The 25,105-nt window shown below is 74.4% G+C and carries 24 protein-coding genes and 1 riboswitch; of the genes, 9 read left to right on the forward strand and 15 right to left on the reverse strand.

Annotated features, from left to right (window positions below):
- Positions 1-238 precede the first annotated feature (238 nt).
- Both EV699_RS17805 and cadR read right to left on the reverse strand, forming a co-directional pair.
- Positions 239-1,291: a DMT family transporter gene (locus EV699_RS17805; RefSeq protein WP_132545332.1), complete on the reverse strand. Its 1,053-nt coding sequence runs from the start codon at positions 1,289-1,291 to the stop codon at positions 239-241.
- Positions 1,288-1,755: a Cd(II)/Pb(II)-responsive transcriptional regulator gene (gene cadR, locus EV699_RS17810; protein WP_132545385.1), complete on the reverse strand. Its 468-nt coding sequence runs from the start codon at positions 1,753-1,755 to the stop codon at positions 1,288-1,290. The genes EV699_RS17805 and cadR overlap by 4 nt, the downstream gene beginning before the upstream one ends.
- Positions 1,756-1,871: 116 nt before the next feature.
- Here cadR and EV699_RS17815 point away from each other — a divergent pair, with 116 nt between their 5' ends.
- On the forward strand, positions 1,872-2,567 hold the full coding sequence (locus EV699_RS17815) for a cation efflux transmembrane domain-containing protein (RefSeq protein WP_132545334.1): 696 nt from the start codon (positions 1,872-1,874) through the stop codon (positions 2,565-2,567).
- Between the two features lie 283 nt (positions 2,568-2,850).
- Here EV699_RS17815 and EV699_RS17820 read toward each other — a convergent pair whose 3' ends face one another.
- The 5 genes from EV699_RS17820 to EV699_RS17840 all read right to left on the reverse strand — a co-directional run bounded on the left by EV699_RS17820 (position 2,851) and on the right by EV699_RS17840 (position 9,519).
- Positions 2,851-4,434: a sensor histidine kinase gene (locus EV699_RS17820; RefSeq protein WP_132545336.1), complete on the reverse strand. Its 1,584-nt coding sequence runs from the start codon at positions 4,432-4,434 to the stop codon at positions 2,851-2,853.
- Between the two features lie 69 nt (positions 4,435-4,503).
- The gene (locus tag EV699_RS17825) at positions 4,504-6,591 is read right to left on the reverse strand and encodes a putative bifunctional diguanylate cyclase/phosphodiesterase (protein ID WP_165904198.1); all 2,088 of its coding nucleotides are present in this window, start codon (positions 6,589-6,591) and stop codon (positions 4,504-4,506) included.
- A gap of 145 nt (positions 6,592-6,736) precedes the next feature.
- Complete coding sequence (locus EV699_RS17830) at positions 6,737-7,051, reverse strand: DUF2322 family protein (RefSeq protein WP_132545340.1); 315 nt, start codon at positions 7,049-7,051, stop codon at positions 6,737-6,739.
- The gene (locus EV699_RS17835) at positions 7,048-7,629 is read right to left on the reverse strand and encodes a cob(I)yrinic acid a,c-diamide adenosyltransferase (protein ID WP_132545342.1); all 582 of its coding nucleotides are present in this window, start codon (positions 7,627-7,629) and stop codon (positions 7,048-7,050) included. Before EV699_RS17835 ends, EV699_RS17830 begins: the two co-directional genes overlap by 4 nt.
- 60 nt (positions 7,630-7,689) lie before the next feature.
- Positions 7,690-9,519 (reverse strand): TonB-dependent receptor domain-containing protein, encoded by a 1,830-nt coding sequence (locus EV699_RS17840; protein WP_132545344.1) that lies wholly within the window; start codon positions 9,517-9,519, stop codon positions 7,690-7,692.
- A gap of 137 nt (positions 9,520-9,656) precedes the next feature.
- Positions 9,657-9,857: riboswitch (cobalamin riboswitch) on the reverse strand.
- 283 nt (positions 9,858-10,140) lie between these two features.
- Here EV699_RS17840 and EV699_RS17845 point away from each other — a divergent pair.
- From EV699_RS17845 to EV699_RS17875, 7 genes are all read left to right on the forward strand, one after another.
- Positions 10,141-10,920 (forward strand): inositol monophosphatase family protein, encoded by a 780-nt coding sequence (locus EV699_RS17845; protein WP_132545346.1) that lies wholly within the window; start codon positions 10,141-10,143, stop codon positions 10,918-10,920.
- Positions 10,917-11,456, forward strand: coding sequence for a bifunctional adenosylcobinamide kinase/adenosylcobinamide-phosphate guanylyltransferase (gene cobU, locus EV699_RS17850; RefSeq protein ID WP_132545348.1), 540 nt, complete (start codon positions 10,917-10,919; stop codon positions 11,454-11,456). The genes EV699_RS17845 and cobU overlap by 4 nt, the downstream gene beginning before the upstream one ends.
- A complete protein-coding gene (cobT, locus tag EV699_RS17855; RefSeq protein ID WP_132545350.1) occupies positions 11,453-12,505 on the forward strand; it encodes a nicotinate-nucleotide--dimethylbenzimidazole phosphoribosyltransferase in 1,053 nt (350 codons plus the stop codon). The genes cobU and cobT overlap by 4 nt, the downstream gene beginning before the upstream one ends.
- Positions 12,502-13,110: a histidine phosphatase family protein gene (locus EV699_RS17860; protein ID WP_207923023.1), complete on the forward strand. Its 609-nt coding sequence runs from the start codon at positions 12,502-12,504 to the stop codon at positions 13,108-13,110. Before cobT ends, EV699_RS17860 begins: the two co-directional genes overlap by 4 nt.
- Positions 13,107-13,847: an adenosylcobinamide-GDP ribazoletransferase gene (locus EV699_RS17865; protein ID WP_132545354.1), complete on the forward strand. Its 741-nt coding sequence runs from the start codon at positions 13,107-13,109 to the stop codon at positions 13,845-13,847. Before EV699_RS17860 ends, EV699_RS17865 begins: the two co-directional genes overlap by 4 nt.
- 348 nt (positions 13,848-14,195) lie before the next feature.
- The gene (locus EV699_RS17870; RefSeq protein ID WP_132545356.1) at positions 14,196-14,831 is read left to right on the forward strand and encodes a lytic transglycosylase domain-containing protein; all 636 of its coding nucleotides are present in this window, start codon (positions 14,196-14,198) and stop codon (positions 14,829-14,831) included.
- A 160-nt stretch (positions 14,832-14,991) separates the two neighbouring features.
- Positions 14,992-15,678 carry a YoaK family protein gene (locus tag EV699_RS17875; RefSeq protein ID WP_132545359.1) on the forward strand — a complete coding sequence of 229 codons (687 nt, stop codon included), beginning with the start codon at positions 14,992-14,994 and terminating at the stop codon, positions 15,676-15,678.
- Between the two features lie 73 nt (positions 15,679-15,751).
- On the opposite strand, the gene EV699_RS17880 is transcribed toward EV699_RS17875, so the two are convergent.
- Positions 15,752-16,666: a hypothetical protein gene (locus tag EV699_RS17880; protein WP_132545361.1), complete on the reverse strand. Its 915-nt coding sequence runs from the start codon at positions 16,664-16,666 to the stop codon at positions 15,752-15,754.
- Between the two features lie 119 nt (positions 16,667-16,785).
- On the reverse strand, positions 16,786-18,279 hold the full coding sequence (locus tag EV699_RS17885; protein ID WP_243662728.1) for a cobyric acid synthase: 1,494 nt from the start codon (positions 18,277-18,279) through the stop codon (positions 16,786-16,788).
- 102 nt (positions 18,280-18,381) lie between these two features.
- Between EV699_RS17885 and EV699_RS17890 the strand changes: the two genes are divergently transcribed.
- Complete coding sequence (locus EV699_RS17890) at positions 18,382-18,762, forward strand: VOC family protein (RefSeq protein WP_132545363.1); 381 nt, start codon at positions 18,382-18,384, stop codon at positions 18,760-18,762.
- A gap of 15 nt (positions 18,763-18,777) precedes the next feature.
- Here EV699_RS17890 and EV699_RS17895 read toward each other — a convergent pair whose 3' ends face one another.
- From EV699_RS17895 to EV699_RS17920, 6 genes are read right to left on the reverse strand one after another with little or no spacing between them, the layout of a single operon-like run.
- Positions 18,778-19,935, reverse strand: a complete 1,158-nt coding sequence (locus tag EV699_RS17895; protein WP_132545365.1) for a DUF3095 domain-containing protein — start codon at positions 19,933-19,935, stop codon at positions 18,778-18,780.
- A gap of 55 nt (positions 19,936-19,990) precedes the next feature.
- A complete protein-coding gene (locus EV699_RS17900) occupies positions 19,991-20,929 on the reverse strand; it encodes a heparin lyase I family protein (protein ID WP_165904199.1) in 939 nt (312 codons plus the stop codon).
- Between the two features lies 1 nt (position 20,930).
- The gene (locus EV699_RS17905; RefSeq protein WP_132545369.1) at positions 20,931-21,698 is read right to left on the reverse strand and encodes a polysaccharide deacetylase family protein; all 768 of its coding nucleotides are present in this window, start codon (positions 21,696-21,698) and stop codon (positions 20,931-20,933) included.
- Positions 21,695-22,807, reverse strand: a complete 1,113-nt coding sequence (locus tag EV699_RS17910; RefSeq protein ID WP_132545389.1) for a glycosyltransferase — start codon at positions 22,805-22,807, stop codon at positions 21,695-21,697. Before EV699_RS17910 ends, EV699_RS17905 begins: the two co-directional genes overlap by 4 nt.
- A 38-nt stretch (positions 22,808-22,845) precedes the next feature.
- Positions 22,846-24,582, reverse strand: coding sequence for an adenylate/guanylate cyclase domain-containing protein (locus tag EV699_RS17915; protein ID WP_132545371.1), 1,737 nt, complete (start codon positions 24,580-24,582; stop codon positions 22,846-22,848).
- On the reverse strand, positions 24,579-25,067 hold the full coding sequence (locus EV699_RS17920; protein WP_132545373.1) for a cyclic nucleotide-binding domain-containing protein: 489 nt from the start codon (positions 25,065-25,067) through the stop codon (positions 24,579-24,581). The genes EV699_RS17915 and EV699_RS17920 overlap by 4 nt, the downstream gene beginning before the upstream one ends.
- Positions 25,068-25,105 lie beyond the last annotated feature (38 nt).

Here is a 25,105-nt window from a genome sequence, read left to right on the forward strand (position 1 = left end):
CGATGCTCGGTCGCGCAGCCTCTCACCGCTGCGGTGCACGCATGTCTTTCCCTGCAGGGGAGGGGCTGTTGCATCGGGTGCGCGTCGTCGCCGGCATTCGTGCGGGTGATGGCAGGCACCGGCGCCGGCAGCCTTGAAAAGGCCGCCGAAGCGTAGCGCCGTGGCCTCGTCGGTCAAGGCGCCGTGCCCCGGCCGCATGGCATGCCGGCCGCTTCGCCACCGCCATGTTCCGCCCCCCTCAATGCGAATGCCCGTGATGCGCGTCCGGGTAGTGCGGGTGCGCGTGTTCGAGCGGGGCGTGGCGGTGGGGGTGGGTGTGGCGGGTGCCGGGCGGCACGGGCACGGCGTGGGGGTGGTCGTGGTGCGCGTCGCCGTCACCGTGGACGTGCGCGTGGCTGTGCTCCAGCGCCTCGTGGCGGTGCAGGTGGTCGTGGCGCTCGGTCAGGTGCAGCCACACGCCGACGGCCATCAGCGCGCCGGCGACGAGCAGCGGCGGGGTCAGCGCCTCGCCGAGCAGCGGCAGTGCGAGCGCGGCGCCGAAGAACGGGGCGACCGAGAAGTACGCCCCGGTGCGCGCGGTGCCGAGGTGGCGCAGGCCGAGCACGAACAGCGTCAGGCTCGCGCCGTAGCTGGCGAAGCCGAGCAGCAGCGCGGCGCCGACGCTGGCCGGGGCGGGCCAGGCGGCGCCAGCGAGCAGCGCGAGCACGAGGTTGGTCGCGCCCGCGGCAAGGCCCTTGCTCATCGCGATGAAGCTCGCATCGGCGAGCGCCACCTTGCGCGTGAGGTTGTTGTCGACGGCCCAGGCGAGGCAGGCGCCGAGCACCGCCAGCGCCGGCCAGGCGCCGCCGAAGCGCGCCTCGCCGGGCCAGCTCAGCACCGCCGCGCCGGCGACGATGGCGAGCATGCCGAGGGCGACGCGGCGGTCGACGTTCTCGCCGAAGACGCACCACGCCAGCAGCGCGGTCAGCACGCCCTCGGCGTTCAGCAGCAGCGACGCGCCCGCGGCCGGCATCGCCGCCAGCCCGAGCATCAGCAGCAGCGGGCCGAGCACGCCGCCGGCGACGATCGCGCCGGCGAGCCAGCGCCACTCGCCGGGGGCCGGGCGCAGCGCCGGGGCGCGGCGCAGGCGGCGCAGCAGCCACAGGCCGAGGCCCGAGCCGAGGTAGAGCAGCCCCGCCAGCAGCCAGGGGTCGGTGTGCGCGAGCAGCCGCTTGGCGAGCGGCGTGCCGGCGCCGAACAGCGCGGCGGCGGCGAGCGCGGCGGCCACGCCGCGGTGCCGCGGCGGGATCACGGCTGCCTCCGCTGCGGCTGCGGTGCCGGGGCGGGCGCTGCGTCGCGGTGGCAGGCGCAGGCTTCGCCGTGCGCGGCGGCGATCAGCTCGTGCAGGATGCCGCACTCGCCGGCGCGGTGGCCCTCGCCGCAGCGCGCGCGCAGCGCGAGCAGTTGCCGCTCGAGCGCGCGCATGCTGTCGAGGCGCGCGCGCACGCGCGCCAGTTGCGCGTCGATCAGCTCGTTGACGTCGCCGCAGTCGGCCGCGGGGTCGGCGATGCTGTCGAGCAGGCGGCGGATGTCGGCGAGCGGCATGTCGAGCGCCCGGCAGTGGCGGATGAAGGCCAGGCGTTCGAGGTGCGGTGGGCCGTAGGCGCGGTAGCCGTTGCCGCTGCGCGCGGGGGCGGGCAGCAGGCCGGCCTTCTCGTAGTAGCGGATGGTCTCGACGTCGACGCCGGTGGCGCGGCCGAGTTCGCCGATACGCAGGGCGGTGCTCATCGTGGACCTCCGCGGGCGGGTGGGAGCCGTGACTGTAGTCCCTTGACCCTGGAGTGGCTACGGGGTGTGCAATGCCGGCCAGTCCCGATCGACGGAGAACGCCCATGTCCGCCCACTGCTGTGCCACACCCCCTGCCGCCACCGCCACCGCCAGCCCGCGCTACCGCCGGGCGTTGTGGGTGGCGCTCGTCGTCAACGCGCTGATGTTCGGCGTCGAGATCGCCTCCGGGCTGCGCGCGGGCTCGGTGGCGCTGCTGGCGGATGCGGTGGATTTCGCCGGTGACGCCGCCAACTACGGCCTCGCGCTCGCGGTGCTGTCGCTCGGGCTGGCGTGGCGCGCGCGCGCCGCGGCGCTCAAGGGCGCGTCGATGGCGGCCTTCGGCGTGTTCGTGCTCGGCCGCGCGGCCTGGGCGGCGTTCACCGGTGAGCCGCCCGAGCCGCTGACGATGGGCGTGGTCGGCGTGTTCGCGCTGCTCGCCAACGCCGGCATCGCGCTGCTGCTGTACGCCCACCGCGACGGCGACGCCAACATGCGCTCGGTGTGGCTGTGCAGCCGCAACGATGCCCTCGGCAACCTCGCGGTGCTGCTCGCCGCCGCCGGCGTGTTCGGCACCGGCAGCGCCTGGCCCGACCTCGCCGTGGCGCTGACCATGGCCGCCCTGGCGCTGAGCGCGGGCCTCACGGTGATGCGCCAGGCCCGCCACGAACTCGCCCAGGCCGCCGCCCACCCGGCGCACGACCACCCGGCACACGCTCATGCCGCGCCCGGGCATCCGCTCGCGGAGCGCGATCCGGCCTGAAGACGCGGCCGGCGCGGTCCACAGTTCAGTTCCGGGCCTGCCCAGTCAGGTGCGAAGCGGAGCCGGTTCGGTCGTGGGCCCACCCGGTTCGGTCCGAAGCGGAGCCAGTTCGGTCGTGGGCCCACCCGGTTCGGTCCGAAGCAGAGCCAGTTCGGTCGTGGGCCCACCCGGTTCGGTCCGAAGCGGAGCCAGTTCGGTCGGGAACCCACCCGGTTCGGTCCGCAACGGAGTCGGTTCGGTCGGGGACCCGCCTGGGCCGCGCCGACGCGGAACCGGCGCGGCCTCAGGGCGGTGGCGGCAGCGTGAAGCGGAAGCAGGCGCCGCGGCCGGGGGCGGCGTCGACCCAGATGCGGCCGCCGTGCTTGTGGACGATGCGCTGCACGATGGTCAGGCCGACGCCGGTGCCCGGGAACTCGGCCTCGGTGTGCAGGCGGTGGAAGGCCTGGAACAGCTCGCCGGCGTGCGTCATGTCGAAGCCGGCGCCGTTGTCGCGCACCACGTACACGCAGCCGTCGCCGGCATCGGCTTCGGCGAAGAATTCGATGTGCGCGGCGGGGGTGCGGCCGGTGAACTTCCACGCGTTCGACAGCAGGTTCTCCAGCGCGATGCGCAGCAGCCCCGGATCGCCCTCGGCCCGCAGCGAGGTGTCGATGTCCACGCGCAGCCCTTCGCGCGGCGGCGAGGTGTGCTGCAGGCTGGCGAGGATGTCGTCGGCGATGCGCCCGAGCGGCACCGAGCGCCACTGCAGCTCGGTGCGCGCCACCTTGGACAGGCTGAGCAGGTCCTCGATCAGCGTGTGCATGCGCCGGGCCGCGTTGCGGATGCGTTCGGCGTAGCTGCGCGCCTGGTCCTGCAGCGGCGGCTGCGCCTGCGTCAGCAGCAGGTCGGCGTAGCCCTGCAGCGCACGCAGCGGCGCGCGCAGGTCGTGCGACACCGAGTAGGAGAAGGCTTCGAGCTCCTCGTTCGCCGCCTGCAGGCGCACGGTGCGGTCGCGCACGCGGCGTTCCAGGTCGCGGTAGAGCTCGAGGTTCTCGAACGCGAGCGAGGTGGAGTCGGCGAGCGCCTGGATCAGCTCGACCTCGTCGTCGCTGGCGTGGTAGGGCCGCGCCCAGTAGTTGCCGATCGCGCCGATCGGTGCCTCGGCGCGGATCGGCACCATCACCAGGCTCTTGACGAAGGTCGGGCGGTAGGCGTCGACCGGGATGCGCGGATCGGTGTAGATGTCGGGTACCACCGCGGCGCGCTTCTCCAGCATCGCCCAGCCGCTGATGCAGGCCCGCAGCGGGAAGCGCCGGCCGGCCCACAGCGGGCCGATGGCGTCCTCGGCGACGTAGTGGCAGAGGTCGCCGTCGCGCAGCACGAAGGTCGCGCCGTCGGCGCCGTTCAACTGGCGCGCGCCGGTCTTCACGATGTCGACGATCGCATCGAGGCTGCGCGCGAGCGACAACTGCTTGACGACCTCCACCAGCAGCGCGCGCGAGCGCGCGAGCCGCGCCAGGCGGCGGTTCTGCAGCTCGGCCCGCACGCCGCCGAGCAGCACCGGCAGGCGCCAGAGCTGGTCGCGGGCGAGGTGGTCGTGGGCGCCGAGGTCGAGCCAGCGCAGCGGGTCGTCGCTGTCGCCGATGCCGATCACCGGTGCCTGCGGCTGGTGGTCGCGGGCGAGGCGCAGGGCCTCGCGCCGCTCCAGGCCGGCCGCCGCGGCGCCGACGACGACGGCGTCGACGTCGCCCGCGGCCAGCGCGGCGATGAAGGTCTCGCGGTCGGTGACGCGCTGCCAGTGCGTGGCGGCGCCGGGGCCGGCGGCCTGTTGCACGCGCGCCGCGGTGGCGGGGTCGCTTTCCAGGTGCAGGATGCGCAGGGTGTCCATCGCGTGGCCCTCCGTGGGCGGGATGACGGTGGCACGCGGGCCGCGGCCGCCGGGGTCGGGGGGGGGCGCTTACGGCAGCGCCGCGCCGCCGGCCAGCAGGCGCGCGCACGCCTGCGCCGCCAGCGGCCGGCTCAGCAGGTAGCCCTGGATGGCGTCGCAGTCGGCCGCCGCCAGCAGCGCGCGCTGCGGCTCGGTCTCGACGCCTTCGGCGACCACTTCCAGCCTGAGCTGGTGGGCCATCGCGATGACCGCGTGGGCGATCGCGCGGTCGTCGGCGTCGGCGACGAGGTCGCGCACGAAGGCCTGGTCGAGCTTCAGGCGGCTGACCGGGAAGCGCTTCAGGTAGGCGAGGTTGGAGTAGCCGGTGCCGAAGTCGTCGATGGCGATGCGCAGTCCCCGGCGGCCGAGCTCGGTCATGATCGCGATGCTCGACTGCGGGTCGCGCATGCTGGTCGACTCGGTCAGCTCCAGTTCGAGCCGCTCGGGGGCCGCGCCGGATTCGGCGAGGATGCGGTCGATGTCGGCGAGCAGCGTCGGCGAGGCGAACTGGCTGGCGGACAGGTTCGCGGCGACCACCGGCGCGCGCACCCCAGCGGCGTCCCAGCGCGCGAGCTGCCGGCACACCTCGCGCAGCACCCAGATGCCCAGCGCGTTCATCATCCCACTGCCTTCCGCGAGCGGGATGAAGCGGCCCGGCGACAGCCAGCCGAGGCGCGGATGCTGCCAGCGGATCAGCGCCTCGAGCCCGATCAGCCGGCCCGAGCGCAGGTCGAGCTGCGGCTGGTAGTGCAGCGCGAGCTGGTCGTCGGCGTCGAGCGCCTCGCGCAGCTCGCCTTCGAGCTGCAGCCGCTCGCGCGCCTGGTCGGACAGCGCCGGCGTGTAGAACGCATAGGCCTGGTTGGCGTCGGTTTCGGCGTGGTGCAGCGCGGCCTCGGCGGCGCGCAGCAGTTGCCGCGGCTCGGCGGCGTCGTCGGGCAGCAGCGCGAGCCCGCCGAGCGCCGGCACCACGCGCTGGCGCCCGTCCACCAGCAGCGGCGCGCCCAGCGCGTCGAGGACCTGCGGCGCGAAGCACTCCAGCGCGCCGTCGCGGTCGAGTTCCGCCGCCAGCGCGAAGCCGTTGTCGGCGATGCGCCCCAGCAGCGGCGAGCCGCCCTGCAGCGCGCGCAGCCGCTCGGCCATCGCGATGCAGATGCGGTCGGTGGTCTCCTCGCCGTCGCTGTCGGCGATCTCCCGCAGCCGCCGGAGCGCGATCGTCATCAGGGCCAGCACCTGCGGCCCGGCCGTCGGCCGCTGCCGGCAGTGCTGCTCCAGCGCGGCGAGGAAGTGCGCGCGGTTCGGCAACTGGGTGACGCGGTCGAAGTTGCCCAGATGATGGGCGCGGCGCTCGGCCTGGCGCTGCTCGGTGACGTCGATGCCGCTCAGCACCAGGCGCTCGGGCCGCCCGGGGTTGACCAGCGCCCCCGCGCTCCAGGTGACCATGCGCCCGCTCACCGTCACCATCGGCCAGCTGTCGCCGACCAGCGACTGCGGCCACTCCAGCGCGCTGCGCACCTGCTCGCGCGTCGCCTGCACGCTGGTCGGCGCCGGGAAGGCGTCCCAGAAGGCGAGCCCGGCCAGGCTGGCCGGCGCGTGCCCGACGAGCCGCGCCGCCGCCGGGTTGGCGCTGACGATGGCGCCGCTGCCATCGAGCACGACGATCGACGCCTGCACCGAACCGAGGATCGCGCGCATCAGCTCGCGCTCGGCGGCGAGTTCGGCGTCGAGGCGGCGGCGCTCGCGCGCGCGGTCGCGATCCAGCAGCGCGCGCTGGATCGCCTCGGGCAGGCGCGCCATGCGGTCCTTGAGGATGAAGTCGGTGGCGCCGCGGTGCAGCGTGGTGACCGCCAGATCGTCGCCCAGCGAGCCGGTGACGAAGATCAGCGGGACATCGGGGGCGAGGCGGTTGCGGACCTCGAGCGCGTCGAGGCCGCTGAAGCGCGGGACGCGGTAGTCGGTCAGCACGATGTCGGGCCAGCCGTCCTGCAGCGTGTCGGTGAACGCCTGGCGGTCGGTGACCACCCGGACCTCCAGGGCGACGCCGGCGAGCCTCAGCGTTGCCTCGATCAGGTCGCTGTCGTCCGGGTTGTCCTCGAGGTGCAGTACGCGCAGCGTGTCCATCCCCAGCCTCCTTCCGTTGGGATGCCGTCCGGTCCGGGACGCGGCCGCCATGCATCCGCAACGGCGCCGCCGCAGGCCACGGCAGTAGATATCCCCGCGCCGGCGCAGCCGTCAACCGCGGTGCCGTGACAGCGCCGGCGCGGCCTCAGCGGTTGCGCGGGACGATGGTGACGGTGAGGGGCCGGCCGTCGGCGAGCAGGCGCAGCAGGCGGTCGATGTTGGGGTGGTGGCCGGGGTGGGCGCGCGCGGCGGCGGTGTGTTCGGCGTAGAGCTCGAGCGCGCGCCGCGCGGCATCGCGGTCGATGCGCCCGTCGCGCGCGACCGCGGCGTACACCCGCACCGAGCCGGCGCTGCCCGGGCGGTTGTCGATGTGCCCGGCGGGCGCGCCGTCGCAGCAGAGCTCGAGCCGCTCGATGTGGTCCGCCGGCGGCAGCCCGGCGAGCACCTCCTGGAAGTTCACGCGTCGTCGCCCGCCGGCGGCTGCCGGCGCCGGCCGCGGTCGTTGCGCCACAGCACCTCGCTGCCGCCCTCGTCGCGGGCGAGCACGCGGCCGAGCACGAACAGCAGGTCGGAGAGGCGGTTGAGGTAGCTCTGTCCGGCGGGGTTGACGCTCTCCTCGCGCGCCAGCCGCACCATGTGCCGCTCGGCGCGCCGGCAGATGGTGCGGGCGAGGTGGCAGGCCGCCGCGGCCGGGCCGCCGCCGGGCAGGATGAACTCCTTCAGCGGCGGCAGCTCGGCGTTGAAGCCGTCGAGGTCGGTTTCGAGCCGGGTGACGTCGGCGTCGGTGATCGCTGCGTAGCCGGGCATGCACAGCTCGCCGCCGAGGTCGAAGAGCGTGTGCTGCACCTCCGCCAGCACCTCGCGGATGCCTTCGCGCAGCGGGTGCACGAGGATCAGGCCGATGGCGCTGTTGAGCTCGTCGCACTCGCCCATCACCTCGACGCGCAGCGCGTCCTTGTCGATGCGGGTGCCGTCGCCGAGGCCGGTGGTGCCCTTGTCGCCGGTGCGGGTGTAGATCTTGGAAAGGCGGTTGCCCATGGTCGGGTCTCCTCAAAAACGGGCCGCGGGCGCAGCGTACGCCCGCGGCCGGCGGCCTGCCTACAGACCGTACTCGATCGCGAGCCAGGCTTCGCGGCCGGGCATCGCGTAGCCCTCGACGGTCTGGTAGTCGCGGTCGAAGACGTTGTTGACCTTGGCCTTCAGCGTCCAGTCGCGGTCGAGGCGGTAGCCCGCGCGCAGGTTGAGCAGCGCGTAGCCGGTCTGCGGCAGCTCGCTCGGGTAGCTCGCCGCGAACACCGTCGCGCCGCCGCTCCAGGCGCCGAAGTCACGGTCGACGTCGAGGCGCAGCGTGCGGTCGGGGCGGTTGGGCAGCGCGCGGCCGGTGCGCGCGTCCTCGGCGTCGAGCAGGTCCAGGTTGAGCGCGAGCTGCCAGCCGTCGAGGTGGGCGCTGGCACCGAGCTCGACGCCGCGCAGGCGCGCGCGGTCGACGTTGTCGGGGCGGAACTTGAAGTTCGCGTCCGGCGCCCAGTTGATCAGGTCCTCGACGCGCGAGTGGAACAGCGCGGCGCGCCACTGCACGCCGACGAAGGTCTGCTCGAAGCCGAGGTCCCACGAGCGCGAGGACTCCGGGCGCAGGTCCGGGTTGCCGACCGCGAAGGGCGTGTCGGGGTAGTAGAGGTCGTTGAAGCTCGGCGCCTTGTAGCCGGTGCCGTAGCTCGCGGTGACCCGCGACGACGGCGTGAACTGCCAGCCGGCGCCGAAGCGCCCGGTGTTGTGGCGGCCGAGGTCGTCGTAGTCGTCGCTGCGCAGGCTGGCCTGCAGGTCGACGTCGCCGAGGCGCAGCGTGTCGCTGACGAACAGCGCGTTGTCGTCGCGGGTGCGCTGGCTGTAGTCCTGCACGCTGGCGCCGGAGACGCGCTCCTTCTGGTAGTCGTAACCGACGCTCAGCGTGTGGTCGTGGCCGAGGCTCAGGTCGTGCTGCCAGGTGAACTGGTCGCGGCGGGTGTTGAACTCGGCGATCGAGAAATCGTCGACGAACTCCTCGGCGCGGTCCTGGCTCTGGCCGAGCAGCGTCTTCATGCGCCAGACGTCGTTCAGGCGGTTGTCGGCCTGGATCGACACCACCTGCTGCACGAAGTCGCCGTCGACCTTCGCCTCGGGCGGAAAGCCGTCGTAGGCGTTGTTGCCCTGGGCGCGCAGCAGCGTCACGCCGAAGCTCTGCCCGGGCGCGAACTCGCGGGTCACCGAAAGGTGGCCGAAGGTGTTGTGGTAGCCGTCGCGGTCGGGGTTGTAGCCGAAGTTCTCGGGCGTGGTGGCGTTGAAGCCCTCGGTGTCGTAGTGGCCGAGGGCGAGGCTGAAGCGGGTGTCGTCGACGCGTCCGCCGTAGCCGAGCAGCGCATCCACCCCCTGCGGCGAACCGAGCGCCGCCGAGCCCCACGCGCGCGGCTCGCCCTCGCCCTTTTTGGTGAAGATCTGCACCACGCCGCCGATCGCGTCGGAGCCGTACAGCCCCGACTGCGGGCCGCGCACGATCTCGATGCGGTCGATCACGCCGAGCGGCAGGTTCTGCCACGCCGGCGCGCCGAGCGTGGCCGAGCCCACCCGCACGCCGTCGATCAGCAGCAGCGTGTGGCCCGAATTGCTGCCGCGCAGGTACAGGCTGGTGACCTTGCCGGCGCCGCCGCTGCTGGCGACATCGACGCCGGTCAGGCCGTTCAGCAGCTCGCTGACCGACTGCGCCTGCGTGCGCTCGATGTCGGCGGCGGTGACCACGGTGGTCGCCGCGGTGGCGTGCGCGAGCGGCTGCTCGGTGCGGGTGCCGGTGATGGTGATCGTCAGCGGCGCCTCGGCCGGATCGGCCGGGTCGGCGGCGCCGGCGGCGAAGGGCAGGGCGGCGGCCGCGAGGCCGCCGAGGAACAGGTGTTTCATGTCTGGTGAGTCCCCATGTGTCCGGAAGTCGACGCAATGGGGGCGAAGCGCACCCCGCTCGGGGTGCCGGGACAGGCGCGTGCCGGTCGCGCGGGTCGGCGACGGCACGCAGCTGTCGGTGTCGCCCGCCGCAACACCGAAGGGTCCGCGCGCAGGCCGGTCTACGGGCTCGCGCGCGGGCCCGGGGAGGGGACCGGCCCGATCGCCTTCCCATGCCGGTGGCACAGTGGCGTGAGGATCGGGCTTGACGCGCTTACCGTTGCGGGGGCAGCGCCGGTGTTGCACCGGCTTCCCGTTTCAGTCCTCCGGGGAGGACCACCTGCGGCGTTTCCAGCGGATGCGCCGCACCTTACGGGCGCGCGCCGCACCGGGTCAATCGCCGGCTGGTAGTCGACCGGTCGGCACGCGTCAAGCCGCGGCTACATGTTTCACCCTCTCCCTGCAGGGAGAGGGGCGGGGGGAGGGTGCTTGGCAGGCAAAGACCAAAGACACCCTCATCCCCGGCCCTTCCCCCAGAGGGGGAAGGGAGAAAGGCGCGTGGCGGTCGTCGGCCGCGCGGTTTGTGGCGGGCATGGGGCTGGCTAGAATACGCGCCCCGTCCGTCGCCCCGAGGTTCGCCGCATGTCCGCCAGCCCCTTCCTCCGCACCGCGATCGAGGCCGCCCGGGCCGGTGAGGTGGTGATCAAGCACTACTACCAGAGCAACCTGCGCATCGAGATCAAGGCCGACCGCACGCCGGTGACCGTCGCCGACGTCGAGACCGAGCAGGCGATCCGCGGCGTGCTGGCGGGCGCCTTCCCCGAGCACGGCTTCTACGGCGAGGAGACCGGCCAGGAGCGGGCCGACGCCGAGTACGTCTGGCTGGTCGACCCGATCGACGGCACCAAGAGCTTCGTGCGCGAGTACCCGTTCTTCTCGACGCAGATCGCGCTGATGCACCGCGGCGAGTTCGTGCTCGGGGTGTCGAACGCGCCGCTGTTCGGTGAGCTCGCCCATGCCGAGCGCGGCCACGGCGCCTTCCTCAACGACAAGCCCGTGCACGTCAGCAACATCGCCGTGCTCGACCAGGCCACGCTGTCGCTCGGCAACACCAAGACGCTCGCCGGCGATCCCGCGTGCTGGGGCGAGCTCGCCAAGCTGATCCGCAGCGTCAGCCGCATCCGCGGCTACGGCGACTTCTACCACTACCACCTGCTCGCCAGCGGCAAGATCGACCTGGTGATCGAGTCCGACGTCGGCATCCTCGACGTCGCCGCGCTCGGCGTGATCGTGCAGGAGGCCGGCGGCACCGTCACCGACCTCGACGGCAGGCCGCTCGGGCTTGCCAGCACCGGCATCATCGCCAGCAACGGCCCGATGCACCCCCACGCGCTCGCCGTCACCGCGGCACGCGGCGCGTGAGCGCGGCGGCCGCGCACGAGCTGGTGCTCGGCGGCGCGCGCTCGGGCAAGTCGCGCTACGCGCAGGCGCAGGCGGCGGCGAGCGGGCTCGCCGTCACCTACATCGCCACCGCGCAGGCGCTCGATGCCGAGATGGCCGCGCGCATCGAACGCCACCGCGCCGAGCGCCCGGCCGGCTGGGGCCTGGCCGAGGCCCCGCTCGCCCTCGCCGCCGCGCTCGAAGCCCACGCCGCGCCCGGGCGCTGCCTGCTGGTCGACTGCCTGACGCTGTGGCTGAGCAACCTGCTGCTCGCCGACGCAGCCGGCGCGCGCCTCGCCGCCGAGACCGCCGCGCTGCTCGACGCGCTGCCGCGCCTGCCGGGGCGGCTCGTGCTGGTCAGCAACGAGGTCGGCCAGGGCATCGTCCCCGATAACGCGCTGGCGCGGCGCTTCCGCGACGAGGCCGGCTGGCTGCACCAGGCGCTCGCCGCGCGCTGCGCGCGCGTCACGCTGGTCGTCGCCGGCCTGCCGCTCAGCCTGAAGGAGCCCCCGCGATGAGCCTCGACTGGCTGCATCACCCGCTGCCGGCGCCGTCGGCCGCCGCCGCCACCGCCGCCGCCGCGCGCCAGGCGCAACTGACCAAGCCGGCCGGCGCGCTCGGCCGCCTCGAAGCGCTGGCGCTGCGCCTCGCCGCGCTGCAGGGCGTGGCCTGCCCGCGGCTCGAGCGCGTGCGCATCGTCGTCTTCGCCGGCGACCACGGCGTGGTCGCGGAGGGCGTGTCGGCCTACCCGCAGGTGGTCACCGCCGAGATGCTGCGCAACTTCGCCCGCGGCGGCGCGGCGATCGCGGTGCTGGCGCGGCTGTGGGGGGCGACGCTGGAGGTGGTCAACGTCGGCACCGTGGCGCCGCTCGAAGCGCTGCCCGGCGTGCTCGACCGCCGCGTCGGCGCCGGCACCGGCAACCTGGTGCGCGAGCCGGCGATGAGCGCGACGCAGCTCGACGCCGCGCTCGCCGCCGGCTTCGAGGCCGCCGAGCGCGCCGCCGATGCCGCCGCGCAACTGTTCATCGGCGGCGACATGGGCATCGGCAACACCACCGCGGCGACCGCGCTCGGCTGCGCGCTGCTCGGCTGCGGCGCCGCGGCGCTGGCCGGGCCCGGCACCGGCCTCGACGCCGAGGGGGTGCGGCGCAAGGCGCGGCTGGTCGACGCCGCGCTCGCCCGCGCCGGGGTCAGCGACCCGCTCGACGCGCTGCGCGAGCTCGGCGGCTTCGAGCTGGCCGCGCTCGCCGGCGCCTGCCTGCGCAGCGCGCAGCGCGGCATCCCGGTGCTGGTCGACGGCTTCATCGCCAGCGCGGCGGCGCTCGCCGCGCGGCGCATCAACCCGGCGCTGGGCGACTGGCTCTTGCTGGCGCACCGCTCGGCCGAGCCCGGCCACGCGCGCCTGCTCGCCGCGCTGGCCGACGGCGGCGAGGCGCCGCTGCTCGACCTCGGCCTGCGCCTGGGCGAGGGCAGCGGGGCGGCGGTGGCGCTGCCGCTGCTGCAGGCGGCATGCGCACTGCATGCGGACATGGCGACCTTCGACGAAGCAGGAGTGAGCAGGGCATGAGCGTGACCACCTTCGACCTGATGCGCCACGGCGAGCCGGAAGGCGGGCGCAAGTTCCGCGGCGCGCTCGACGACCCGCTGTCGGCGACCGGCTGGGCGCAGATGCGCGCGGCGGTCGCCGACGTGCGGCCGTGGGACCTGGTGCTGAGTTCGCCGCTGCGCCGCTGCGCCGAGTTCGCCGCCGAACTCGCCGAGCGCCACGAGCTGCCGCTGACGGTGGTGCCGGAGCTGCGCGAGATCGGCTTCGGCGCCTGGGAGGGCTTGCGCGTGCGCGAGGTCGAGGCGCGCTACGGCGAGGCGCTGACGCGCTTCTGGCGCGACGCCGAGAGCTACACGCCGCCGGGGGCGGAGCCGATCGGCGAGTTCGACCGCCGCGTCGCCACGGCCTGGGCGCAGATGCAGGCCATCGCCGCCGGCCGCCACGCGCTGGTGGTGTGCCACGGCGGGGTGATCCGCCTGCTGCTGCGCCAGGTGCTGGGCCTGCCGCTCGCGCGCATCTGGCGCGTCGACGTGCCCTACGCCGCGCTGTCGCGGGTCGAGGTGCACCCCGAGCCCGACGGCAGCGCGCTGCCGGTGCTGGTGTTCCACGCCGGCCGCGTGGCGTGAGCCGCGCCTTCCTGCTGGCGCTCCAGTTCCTCACCCGCGTGCCGGTGCCCGCCGGCGCGCCGCCGACGCCGGCCGAGCTCGGCCGCTCGGCGCTGCACTACCCGCTGGTCGGCCTGCTGCTCGGCGCCGTGCTGGCGGTGCTGGCGCGGCTCCTGGCCGGCGCCGACGCCGGCCTCGCCGCGGCGCTGACACTCGCCATCTGGGTGCTCGCCACCGGCGCGCTGCACCTCGATGGCCTCGCCGATACCGCCGACGCCTGGGTGGGCGGCGCCGGCAGCCGCGAGCGCACCCTCGCGATCATGCGCGACCCGCGCTGCGGCCCGGTCGGCGTGGTCGTGCTGCTGCTCGCGCTGCTGCTGAAGTGGGCGGCGCTGCACGCGCTGTTCGCCACGACCGCCACGCCGTGGCTGCTGCTCGCGCCGATGCTCGGCCGCGCCGCGCTGCTCGCGCTGCTCGCCGGCACGCCCTACGTGCGCCCCGGCGGCCTCGGCGCGGCGCACGCCGCGCACCTGCCGCGGCGCGCCGCCGTGGCGGTGCTCGTCGCCTGCGCGTGCGCCTGTCCGCTGCTCGCCGGGGTGCACGGCCTCGTCGTGCTGGCCGCCGCCGCGGCCGCGCTCGCGTGGTGGCGGCGGGCGCTGCGCGCGCGCCTCGGCGGCACCACCGGCGACACGCTCGGCGCCGCCTGCGAGGGCGTCGAGGCACTGGTGCTGGTCGCGGCGGCGCTGCCCGCCGGCTGAGGTCGCGCGCCGGCGGTTCGGCGTACACGTGTGTTGCGATACGACTGTTCGCCGAAATTCCCGGAAAATCGTATCAAATCCGCCACATGGATGGTCCGGCCAGGGGGCTTCGCTTACGCTGCAATGCCGCAAATACATTCTCTTAACTGGAGGTAGTGCCTATCGATACAGCCGAGATCTTGCTGGTACGTCCGTCGTGGCCCAGGCCCCAACAGGGCAGGGCAGCGGGACCGCCAGCGATCCGTCGCGATCCCCGGCATCCGTGCGCAAACAACGCCGCCGCGGGACGCCTCCGCCAAACGGGTCGTCAAGCAACCTACTCGCACTGGTCAAGTCAGGAGTCATCCGATGATCAACTTACCGCAGAAGTACCGAAAGACCGCGGCGCCCTCCGCCGCACCCGGCCTCACCACCGTCATCATCACCCTGCTGTTCGCCCTGCTGCTGCCCGCCGCGGTGGCCCGGGCCGACGACGAGCCGAGCGCCGCCGAGCGCTTCGAGCGCTGGAACACCGAATACGGTGATTCCGACAGGCTGTACGGCGCACGCATCAAGAAGCTCGCCGACTACATCGAAGAGAATTTCGCGGTCGAGGAGGACCAGGCATTCTCGATCGTGTCGACGGCCGTGGAACACGGCAATCGACAAGGCATCAATCCCGAACTGCTGCTGGCCGTGATCGCGGTCGAGTCGACGTTCAAGCACGACGCGGTCAGCTCGCAGGGCGCGCGCGGCCTGATGCAGATCCTGCCGCGGGCGCATCCCGGCACGATCCGCGAGATCGGCGGCGCACACGCGCTGTTCGAACCCGAGAACAACATCAAGGTCGGTACGCAGATCCTGGTGTCGTATCTCAACGCCAGCCAGGGCGACATGCATCGGGCGCTCGCCCGCTACAACGGCAGCCTGGGCAGCAAGAAGCGCGCGCTGGCCTATTCGAGCAAGGTCATGCGCATCTACCGCCAGCTCCAGGGCGTTTCCTGAGGCCGGCGGCATGCCGGGCCGCGGCCCGGCGTGATTTCCACCGTTTCCCCGCCCCGATCCCGCCCCGCGGCGCAGCGGACGTGGTCGCGTACTTGCGGCCCGCGCCGGACGTGTCCGAACATGCCGCGGGCATCCCGCCCCGCAGCCACGCCCCGGCACGATGAGCCAACCGTTCCAGATCGACACCCCGGACGAGCTCGAACCCGTCTGGGTGATCGTCGGCGGCTCGCTGCTGTCCGGTGCCGCGGGCTTCGTCAACTCGATCATGCTGGGCTTCTTCCACCTGCCGGTGAGCCACCTGAGCGGCAGCGTCTCCAAGCTCGGCATCGACCTGGTGCGCGGCGACCATCTCGATTTCGTCCCCATCGCGCAGATCTTCGCGAGCTTCCTGTTCGGCGCCTTCCTGTCGGGCCTGATCATCGGCAGCTCGTCGCTGCGTCCCGGCCGGCGCTACGGCTACGTGCTGTTGCTCGAAGGCGTGCTGCTCGGCGGCGCGGCGATCGGCCTCTTGCAGGCCCGGTGGTGGAGCGTGCTGCTCGCCGCCGCCGCCTGCGGCCTGCAGAACGCGATGGCGAGCACCTACCGCGGCATGATCCTGCGCACCACGCACGTCAGCGGCGTGGTCACCGACATCGGCGTGCAGCTCGGGCAGATGGTGCGGCGCCACCGGGTGGTGCCGTGGCGCCTGCTGATGCTGTTCATGCTGCTCGGCGGCTTCTTCACCGGCGGCGTGCTCGGTGCCCTGTGGAACGACTGGTATGGCGCCGGCGCGCTGTGGATCGCCGCGTTCGGCGCGCTGTTCGCGGGCATGCTCTACCTGATCATGTTCCCGCACGACCCCTTCTGAGCCGCGCGGCACTCCGCCCCTGCGGCCGCCATGCCGGACGCCTTCGGACCGGCCTCCCGTGGCGGCGGCTCGACTAGCTCGTATCCATGCCCGTGGTGTACTTGGCCGACTTTCTCCGGTTCCGGGGCGTGTTGACGATGTTCGTCGTGTCGATGTCCATGTCGGCGGGGCGCCGCTTGATGCACAGTTCGGCGAACACCGGGACGTGATCGGACAGATGGTGACCGTTCACGACGTATCCATGAGGATCGACATGCGTGTTGGTTATCAATTGCCCTTCGCCGCCGTTGACGGTCAGGTAGGTCTGGGCGGCGGTGCTCTGCGTCACCTGGAAGTTGGTGCCGTTCTGGTCGGCAAAGAAGCCGTCGAGGATGTGGCCGCTCTGGTGCGTGAAGGTCGGTGGCATGTAGATGCCCGACCCGCCATTGCAGTTGAAGTCGCCGCCGACGATCCAGAGCAAGGGGATGGCCGTCGGTCCGAAGCCCCCTTGGCGAAACTGGTAGAACGAATCGAAGTAGCCCCGGCAATTCTCGTATGCGCCGAATCCGGATGTCGCGTGGAAGGAGACGAGCAGCAATTGATTGTTTCCGTTGCCGTCGCCCTGGGGCAGCGTCACCATGGCGATGGCGGGATAGCGGTTCGCCTCGTCGCTTCCGGACGAATAACACGCATAACTTTCGTTGGTGGAAGGGAAGCCCGAGAAGGGGACCTTGGAATAGACGAGCGGACGACAGGCGGAGGCATCATTCTGGTTGTCGCCCAGTTGCGACGTGCAGAAGTTCCGCTGAAGACCCGGCAAATGGTAGTTGTTCAGGTTGTCGCGGATGTCCTTTCCCGGCTCGGTGATGAAACCGAAATCGGCCCAGTCGACCAGGGCCTTCAGCACCCGGTAGCGCTCCCTGACCACCGCGTTTGGCTGGTGGACCAGCCGTGAGGAGACCGACTGCGCGCGCTGCATGTTCCACGTGAAGACCTTGTAGACCGGCATCGTTTGCTCGCTCCTCGTGTCTGGGGCCCATGGCCGGGGTCGGCACCCCGCGCGGGGCGCGCAACCAAGCGTAGCGCGGATTGCGCCGGCGGCCCGTCGCGCAGCCCGGGGCCGGCCGCTCAGGCGCCGGCACGGCCCCGGTCGAGCAGCCCGGCGAGCGCGGCCGGGGCCAGGTGCGCGTCGATCGCCGCGGCCAGGCGGTCGAGGTCGGCCTCGCAGCGTGAGCGCAGGTCGGGGGTCGCGGCCGGCGCCGCGAGGCCGGCCCAGGCGAGCAGCGCGTCGCGCGCCGCGGCGGTGTCGAACAGCCCGTGCAGGTAGGTGCCGAGGATCTGCCCGTCGTCCGAGCGGGCACCCTCGGCGCCGCCACCGTCGAGCCACAGCGCCGGCTGCGCGAGCGCCGGGCCGCGGCTCACGCCCATATGGATTTCATAACCCTCGACCGCGGCGTCGGCGAAGGCGAGCCGGCCGTGGCGCAGCGCCAGGCACTTCCCGGGCGCGAGCGTGGTGTCGAGGTCGAACAGGCCGAGGCCCGGGCTGCTGCCGGCCGGGCCTTCGAGCCCGAGCGGGTCGTGCAGCGCGCGGCCGAGCATCTGGAAGCCCCCGCACAGCCCGACCAGCCTGCCGCCGTAGCGCAGGTGGCGGCGGATCGCCGCCTCCCAGCCCTGCGCGCGCAGGTGGGCGAGGTCGGCGCGCACGTTCTTCGAGCCCGGCAGCACGATCAGGTCGGCCGGCGGGATCGCCTCGCCCGGCCCGACCCAGCGCAGCTCGACCTGCGGGTGCAGGCGCAGCGCGTCGAGGTCGGTGTGGTTGCTGATGCGCGGCAGCACCGGCACCGCCACGCGCAGTTGCGCGCCGGGCTTGGCGCAGGGCTCGGCGGCGATCGCGTCCTCGGCGGCGAGGTGCAGCCCGTGCAGGTAGGGCAGCACGCCGAGCACCGGGATGCCGGTGCGCGCCTCCAGCCAGTCCAGGCCCGGCGTGAGCAGCCCGGGGTCGCCGCGGAAGCGGTTGATCACGAAGCCCTTGACGCGCGCGCGCTCGGACGGCGACAGCAGCTCCAGCGTGCCGACCAGGTGCGCGAACACGCCGCCGCGGTCGATGTCGGCGATGAGCCAGACCGGGCAGTCGACCACCTCGGCGAAGCCCATGTTGGCGATGTCGCGGTCGCGCAGGTTGATCTCGGCCGGGCTGCCGGCGCCTTCGACCAGCACGAGTCCGTAGGCCGCCGCGAGCCGCGCGTGCGATTCGAGCACCGCGGCCAGCGCCCGCGTCTTGTAGGCGTGGTAGTCGCACGCCTCCATGTCGGCGAGCACGCGCCCGTGCACGATCACCTGCGCGCCGGTGTCGGAGCTCGGCTTCAGCAGCACCGGGTTCATGTCGGTGTGCGGGGCGAGCAGCGCCGCCTGCGCCTGCACCGCCTGCGCGCGGCCGATCTCGCCGCCGTCGGCGGTCACCGCGCTGTTCAGCGCCATGTTCTGCGGCTTGAACGGCACCACGCGCACGCCGCGGCGCGCGAGCCAGCGGCACAGCCCGGCGACCAGCGTGCTCTTGCCGGCATCCGAGGTGGTGCCCTGGATCATCAGCGTGTACGCCGCGGCGCGGCGGGGGGTGTCCATCGTCGACGTTCCTCTCGCGGTGGGGGCCGGCGCGGCGGTCGCCGGCCGGGCATCGGCTAGGCTAGATGCAGGTGCCGCGCTCGCCACAGGAGGATCGCGCCGATGTCCCTCCCCCCCAACCCCGGCCTCGGCCTCACCCACGTCAAGGTGATCGCGCTGGCGGTCACCGACCTTGCGCGCGCCAACCGCTTCTACGGCGAGCGGCTCGGCCTCGACGCCGCGTTCGAAGGCGCTGAAGCGGTCGGCTGGATGCTCGGGGGCATCACCCTGATGCTCAAGCCCGACTGGGAGCAGCCGACGCGCGCGCCCAACCCGCGCGTCACCCTCGCCGCCGCGGATGCGCTCGCCACCCAGGCCGCGCTGCGCGCGCGCGGCGTCGAGATCGCCGACGAGGTCGCGGTGTACGGCGACTTTCACGTCGGCAGCTTCATCGACAGCGAGGGCAACAAGCTCTGGTTCTGCTCGCCGGTTGCCGCCGCCTGAGGCGCGCCGCCGGGCTCAGCGCGCCGCCGCGCGGCGGGCCTTGAGCTGCGCCGCGGCGCGGGTGTAGCCGCCGTCGGCGCCGTCGACGAAGTGCACGTGGTCGGGGCTCAGCGCCGAGGGCACGAAGCAGGTGACCAGCGCGGCGTCCTGCCGGTGCAGGCCGTAGTCGCACACGCCCTCGCGCCAGGCGCGTTCGAGCAGCGCCTCCAGCGCACGGCTGCGCGCGGGGTCGAGGTCGAGCGTGAGCTTCAGACCGTCCTCGAACTTGCGGTAGTCGCTGTTGGCGACGAGCTCGCGCCGGTAGCGGTGCGCGTCGAAGCCGCCGAGCGTGAGACCGCTGCGGTCGAGCAGCCAGCCGAACAGCGACCGCGCCAGCACCGCGGCGGCCTGCAGCAGCAGCGGCCGGCGACCGCGGCCGGCGGCGAGTTCCAGCGCGAAGCCGCGCGGCGGCCAGGCGAAGTGCGGCCCTTCGGCCGGCAGCGGGTGGCCGCCGTCGCCCTCGCCGAGCAGCGCGAGCACCGCGTGGAGCAGCCCGGCGAAGGCCTGCGGCGGCGTGCCGGGGCGCGGCAGCGCGAGCAGCGAGACGATCTCGCCGCGGTGCGCGGGCAGCGGCGCGAAGCGGCACGACAGCCCGCCGAGGTCGGGATGCGCGCCGGCCGGGGCGGGGGCGAGCGCGTAGTCGCCGGCCTTGAGGCGGGCGTCGGCCCAGGCGATGCCGCCGCCGCCGAACATCGCGTAGGCGAGCCCGGGCGAGACCTGGAAGCGCGCCACGCGCACCTCGTGGCCGGCGGCGCGCACCGCGGCGACCGGGATCAGCGCGACGCGCAGGTCGAGGCCGATCGCCTCGCGCGCCCAGGTGGCGGTGGCGGCGAGCGCCGAGGCCACCGCCGCGCGCGCCGCCGCCGGCAGCGCGATCACCGCGCCGTCGCCGCCGAACACGAACGGCGGGCGCTGCCCGCCGAGGGCGTTGACCACCGCGGCGATGGTGCCGGCGCCGACCAGGTTGACGGCCTTGTAGCGCCCGGCGGCGACGGCGCCGGTGGAGTCGGCGACGTCGGCGAGCGCGAGCAGCCAGTCCTGCGGCAGCGGCTGGTAGCGCGCCGGCTCGGCCACGTCGGCGAAATCGGTGAAGGCGGGGATGGCGTCGAAGAAGCGGGCGGCGTCGGTGGACATGGCGGTCTCGCAGGGCGGCGGTCTACGCGGCGGCGCGGGCCCGCGCGCGGGCGGCTCAGTCGCGCAGCTGCGGCGGGCAGTGTGCCGCGGGCAGCACGTCGAGCGCACGCGGCCCGCGGCGGAAGCGCGCGTAGCGCACCCGCCAGGTGCCGGGATGGCCGGCGCGGTAGGGGCCGAACTTGAAGTACTGCATCGGCCCCAGCCCCGGCCCGGCGTGGCCGATGTGGCCGCGCACCGTGGCCACCCAGGCGCCGTTGGCGAGCACCTCGATGTGGCCGTCGCCGTCGGGGCCCGGCTGCACGCGCAAGGCGAAGTCGATCCAGCCCGAGCCGGCCGCCGGCAGCGGCGCGCCGCGCGGGATCACGCGGATGTCCTCGCTGTGCCTGGCGTAGTCGGCGAAGGTCGCGGCGGGCGTGCCGGGCTCGGCGGCGACCAGCGCGCGCATCTGGTGGTCGTGCCGGCGCACCTGCACCGGTGCGGCGCCGGCGCTGGCGGTGTCCACCGTCGGCAGCAGCGCCGTCTCGACGGTCAGGTAGAGCCGACCGCGGCGCAGGCGCAGCGCCAGGAAGGGGCTGATGTCGCCGGCGGCGCCCGGCAGGATCTGGCGTTTCCACTGCGCGAGCAGGTAGCGGTGGTCGTCATCCGGGATCGGCGCGTCGAGCGCGAGCGCGAAGCCGTACCACATCGGCGTGCCGTAGGGCGCGAGCACCGCGGGGCGCTCCCACACCTCGGCGCGCTCGCTGCAGGTCGGGTCGCCGGGCGCGCACCGCGGGTGCACCGCGAGGTGCAGCGTGCCGCGGCCGGCGGTGCCGGTGCCGGTGCCGGGCGCGAAGCGGCGCGTGCCGGCGGCCTGCTCGGCGTTGAGCTTGTAGTAGAGGCCCCCGCCGGGGGCGAAGTCGGGGCCGTCAAAATCGTCGGCGAGCGGCTGCGCCCACGCCGGCGCGCGGGTGGGGGTGGCGGGCAGCCCGGTGGGCGTGGGCGGGGCGCGGCGCACGTCACGGCCCCGCGGTCGCGCCGTGGATGCCCACCCAGCGGGCGCCCGGATGGTGCGCGGTCAGCGCGAACAGCGCGGCGAGGAAGTCCCAGGCGGCGGCGTCGTGCACCAGGTGGTGCGTGAGCACGCCGAGCGCCGCACCGTCCGCCGCGCGCGCGGCGGCGAGCTGCGCGGCGAGCGTGCCGGCGAGCCAGGCGTGGTCGTGGCAGCGCCGCCCGCCCTTCCAGTCGATCAGGTCGAGGTGGGTGTCGACCTGCGCGAGCGTCGGCGGGCAGCCCGGCAACGGCGTGCCGCCGAAGGTCGAGACCGCCCGGTAGCCGAGGCGCGGCAGCGCGGGCAGCAGCTCGCCGGCGATGCGGTTCCACGGCGGCACCAGCACCGGCGCGAGGCGCGGGCCGAACAGCACGCCGAGGCGTTCGAGCGCCCGCCCGAGCTCGTCGAGCACGCACTCGGGCGGGCGGTGGGTGCCGAGCTCCTGCGCCTTCTGCCCGGGCGGCGCGTGGTTGGCGTGGGCCCAGCCGTGCACCGCGACGGTCGCCAGCGGGGTGGCGGTGACACGGCGCACCAGGCTCGCCTCGGCCCGCGCCGGGATGCTCGCGAGCAGCACCGGCACGCCGTGGGCGGCGCACAGCGCGGTCAGGTGCTGCAGCGCCGGGGTGTCGGCGACGGCGTCGTCGTCGCGCAGCCACAGCGCGGCGCGGCGGTCGGCGGCGGCCCAGGTGCCGAGTTCGGCGAGCAGCGGCTGCCAGCAGGGGGCGGTGGCGGTCATCGGCGGGCGTCGTCGCGGGGCAGGGGGAGGGAGTCGAGCAGCGCACCGAGGCGCGCGGCGGCGGCGGCGAGGGTGCGCTCGTCGTGCACGAAGCGCTGCGCCGCGGCGCCGAGGCGGGCGCGCAGCGCGGCGTCGTCGAGGAGGCGCGCGAGCGCGGCGGCGTAGGCGCCGGGGGTGTCGGGCGCGGCCAGCAGGCCGGTCTCGCCGTCGCGCACCACCGCCGGCACGCCGGCGGTCGCCAGCGCCACCACCGGCAGCCCGGCGGCCTGCGCCTCGAGGTAGGCGAGGCCGTAGGCCTCGCCGCAGCCGGGCCAGACGTAGACGTCGGCGGCGGCGAGCCGCGCCGCCACCGCGGCGGCGTCGAGCTCGCCGGTCCAGCTCAGGCGCGCGGCGGGGATCGCGGCGTAGGCGGCCTCGACCTCGGCGCGCGCCGGGCCGTCGCCGACCAAGGTCAGGTGCCAGGGCCGTTCGAGCAGCGTGCCGAGGGCGGCGGCGAGGCGGCGGTGGCTGTCGAGCTTGGCACCGGGGCGCAGCATCGCCACCGCGATCAGCGCCGGCGGCGCGTCGGGTGCACGCGGCGGGCGCGGCGGCGGTGGCGGCGCAGCGATGAACGGCGCCAGCGCGGCCAGCCGCGCCGCCGGCACCACGCGCGCAAGGCCGGCGCGGTCGCGCTCGGTGAAGCACAGGTGCAGCGCGCCCTGGGTGAGCGCGGCGCTGACCGCGGCCTGCAGCGGCGCCCAGGCATCGACCTCGCGCTTGCCGGCCCAGGACGCCTCGGCGCTCACCCAGGGCAGGCCGAACTGCGCCGCCAGCGGCGGCCCGAGCAGGTCGGGGGCGCGGTAGTACGGGTGGTAGCAGAACCACAGGTCGGGTGCGCCGCCGGCGTGCCACTGCGCGGCGATGCGCGCGCGCTCGGCGGCGGCCTGCGCGGTGAGCGCGGCGATGGCGTCGGCCGCGGGCTCGCGCAGCCAGGCGCGCAGCGTCGACACCGTCTCCACGCGGTGGCCGGCGTGCGCCAGCGCCGCCTGCAGCAGCCGCGCCATGGTGCGGTCGCCCGACGGCACCGGGTGATCGGGGGCCTTCAGCGGCGCGTAGAAGGCGATGCGCAGCGCCCGGCGTGCCTGCCGCGGCGGCGCCATCGGCGCGCTCACGGCGCCGTCGCCGCGGTCAGCGGCGGCGGCGAGGCCGGGGCACCCGGTTGCGGGATGTCGAGCGCGCTGTGGAAGGCGAACACCTCCAGCGGCTGCGCCTTGCCGCGCAACTGGATCGAGCGCGGCTGCGCGGCGGCACAGGGGGTGTAGCCGGCGGCGGCGATGGTCGCCTGCGACACCACCACCTGCACCCCCAGCTCCTTGCAGGCGCTCTCCAGGCGGTTGGCGGTGTTGACGGTGTCGCCGAGCGCGGTGATGCGGCTGGCGGCGTCGAGCGCGGTGGTGCCGATGCGCCCGAGCACCGCCGGGCCGAAGTGCAGGCCGATGCCGATGTCGAAGGGCCGCGCGAACTCGGTGTGCAGGCAGGCGTTCAGCGCCTGCAGCGTGCCGGCCATGCCGCGCGTGGCGGCGAGCGCGCGGCGCGCGCCGTCGGTCGGCGGGCGGTCGATGCCGAAGATCGCGAGGATGCCGTCGCCCATGAACTTGTCGACGTAGCCGCCGTGTTCGAGGATCACCTCGCTCATCGGGCCGAGGTACTGGTTGAGCATGAACACCACGTCGTAGGGCAGGCGCGTCTCCGACAGCGCGGTGAAGCCGCGCAGGTCGGCGAACATGATCGTCACCGGCTGCTCGACGCCCCAGAAGAAGCGGTCCTGGCGCAGGCTCACCGCGCGCGCGTGCGGCTGCGCCGGCAGCAGCGTGGCCACCTGCAGGTCGGCGCTCGGCACCAGCTGGCAGGCCAGGCGCACGTTGGGCCCGGCGCCGACGCGCTCGAGCACCTGGCGTTCGACGCGCGAGGGTTCCGGCAGGTGCTCGATGCCCTGCAGCACGCGCACGCGGCAGGTCGAGCAGCGCGCGTGGCCGTCGCACACCGAGGCGTGCGGGATGCCGTAGCGGCGGCTCACTTCGAGCAGACTCAGGCCGGGCGGCGCGGTGACGGTGGGGCCGCCGACGTAGCTCACCCGCACCTGCGGCAGCAGGCGGTCGGCGGCGCCGCGGCCGAAGCGCCAGGCCAGCACCGCGGCGAGCAGCGCGAGGTAGAGCCAGGGGGCGATGTCCATCGCCGCGCGCAGCCCGGCCCAGGCCTCGGGGGGCAGCGTCGCCGTCGGGGCGGGCGGCGGCAGCGGGTGCGGCGGCAGCGTGCGCCCGGCGGTGATGAAGCCGGCGAGCGACAGCAGCGGCAGCGCGATCGCACCGGCGTACAGCGCCCACGCCGCGCGCCGGTACCAGGGCTTGAACGACAGCCAGTGGTGCAGGCCGATGCAGCCGTGCACCCACACCACCAGCAGCAGGCCGCTCTGGCGCAGCAGGTCGTCGGGCCACAGCGCGCGCACCACGTTGGCGTAGCGGTCGTCGTGGCCGATCAGCTCGTGGGCGAAGCGCGTGCCGATCAGGTGCGGCAGCAGCAGGAACGGGATCAGCAGCCCGAAGACGAGCTGCACCGCGTCGCTCGGTGCCATGCGCAGGCTGCGCCGCTGCACCAGGCGGCCGAGGCCGAGCGCGAGGTGGATCAGCGCCGAGGCGCCGAGCACCACCGTGCCGGGCAGGCTGCGGGTGACCGCGATGCGCCACTGGCGCACCGCCTCCATCGCGTCGAGCGACACCAGCCCCAGCGCGTGATTGGCGAAGTGCGTGGCGGCGAAGGCGAACAGCACCAGCCCGGTGGCGAGCCGCCATTGGGTGAGCGCGTAGTGCGGGCCGCGGGCCCGCCCCGGCGCAGGCGCGGCGTTCACGGCAGCGCGGGCGGGCTGCGACCGTCGGGGGGAGCGCTGCCGCCGCGCGCCTCGGCGAGTTCGCCGAGCGCCCAGCTCAGCCGCCGCGCCAGCGTGCGCAGCACCTCGATCGCCACTTCCGGGAAGTCGCGGATCAGCTGCAGGAAGTCGTTCTTCGCGATCCGCAGCACCTCGAAGCGCGTCGCCGCGCGCACCGTGGCGGTGCGCGGCACGTCGGCGAGCACGGCGATCTCGCCGACCACCGCGTCGCGCTCGAGCGTGGCGATCTTCACCTGGCTGCCGTCGGGCTGCTCGACCAGCACGTCGGCGCTGCCCATCAGCACCACGTAGGCGGCGTCGCCCGGGTCGCCGCGCCGGCAGATCACCTCGTCGGCCTCGAACACCAGCCGCTCCGAGGTGAAGGCGAGCAGCTTCAGCCGGCTCGGTTCGATGTGCGCGAACAGCGGGATGCGTCGCAGCAGTTCCACTTCGTCTTTGAGCAACATGTCCGCACCTCGCTTCGCCCGTCGCCGGCGGCGACGGG

Origin of the sequence: Plasticicumulans lactativorans, from assembly GCF_004341245.1 — a bacterium.
GTDB classification, from domain to species: domain Bacteria; phylum Pseudomonadota; class Gammaproteobacteria; order Competibacterales; family Competibacteraceae; genus Plasticicumulans_A; species Plasticicumulans_A lactativorans.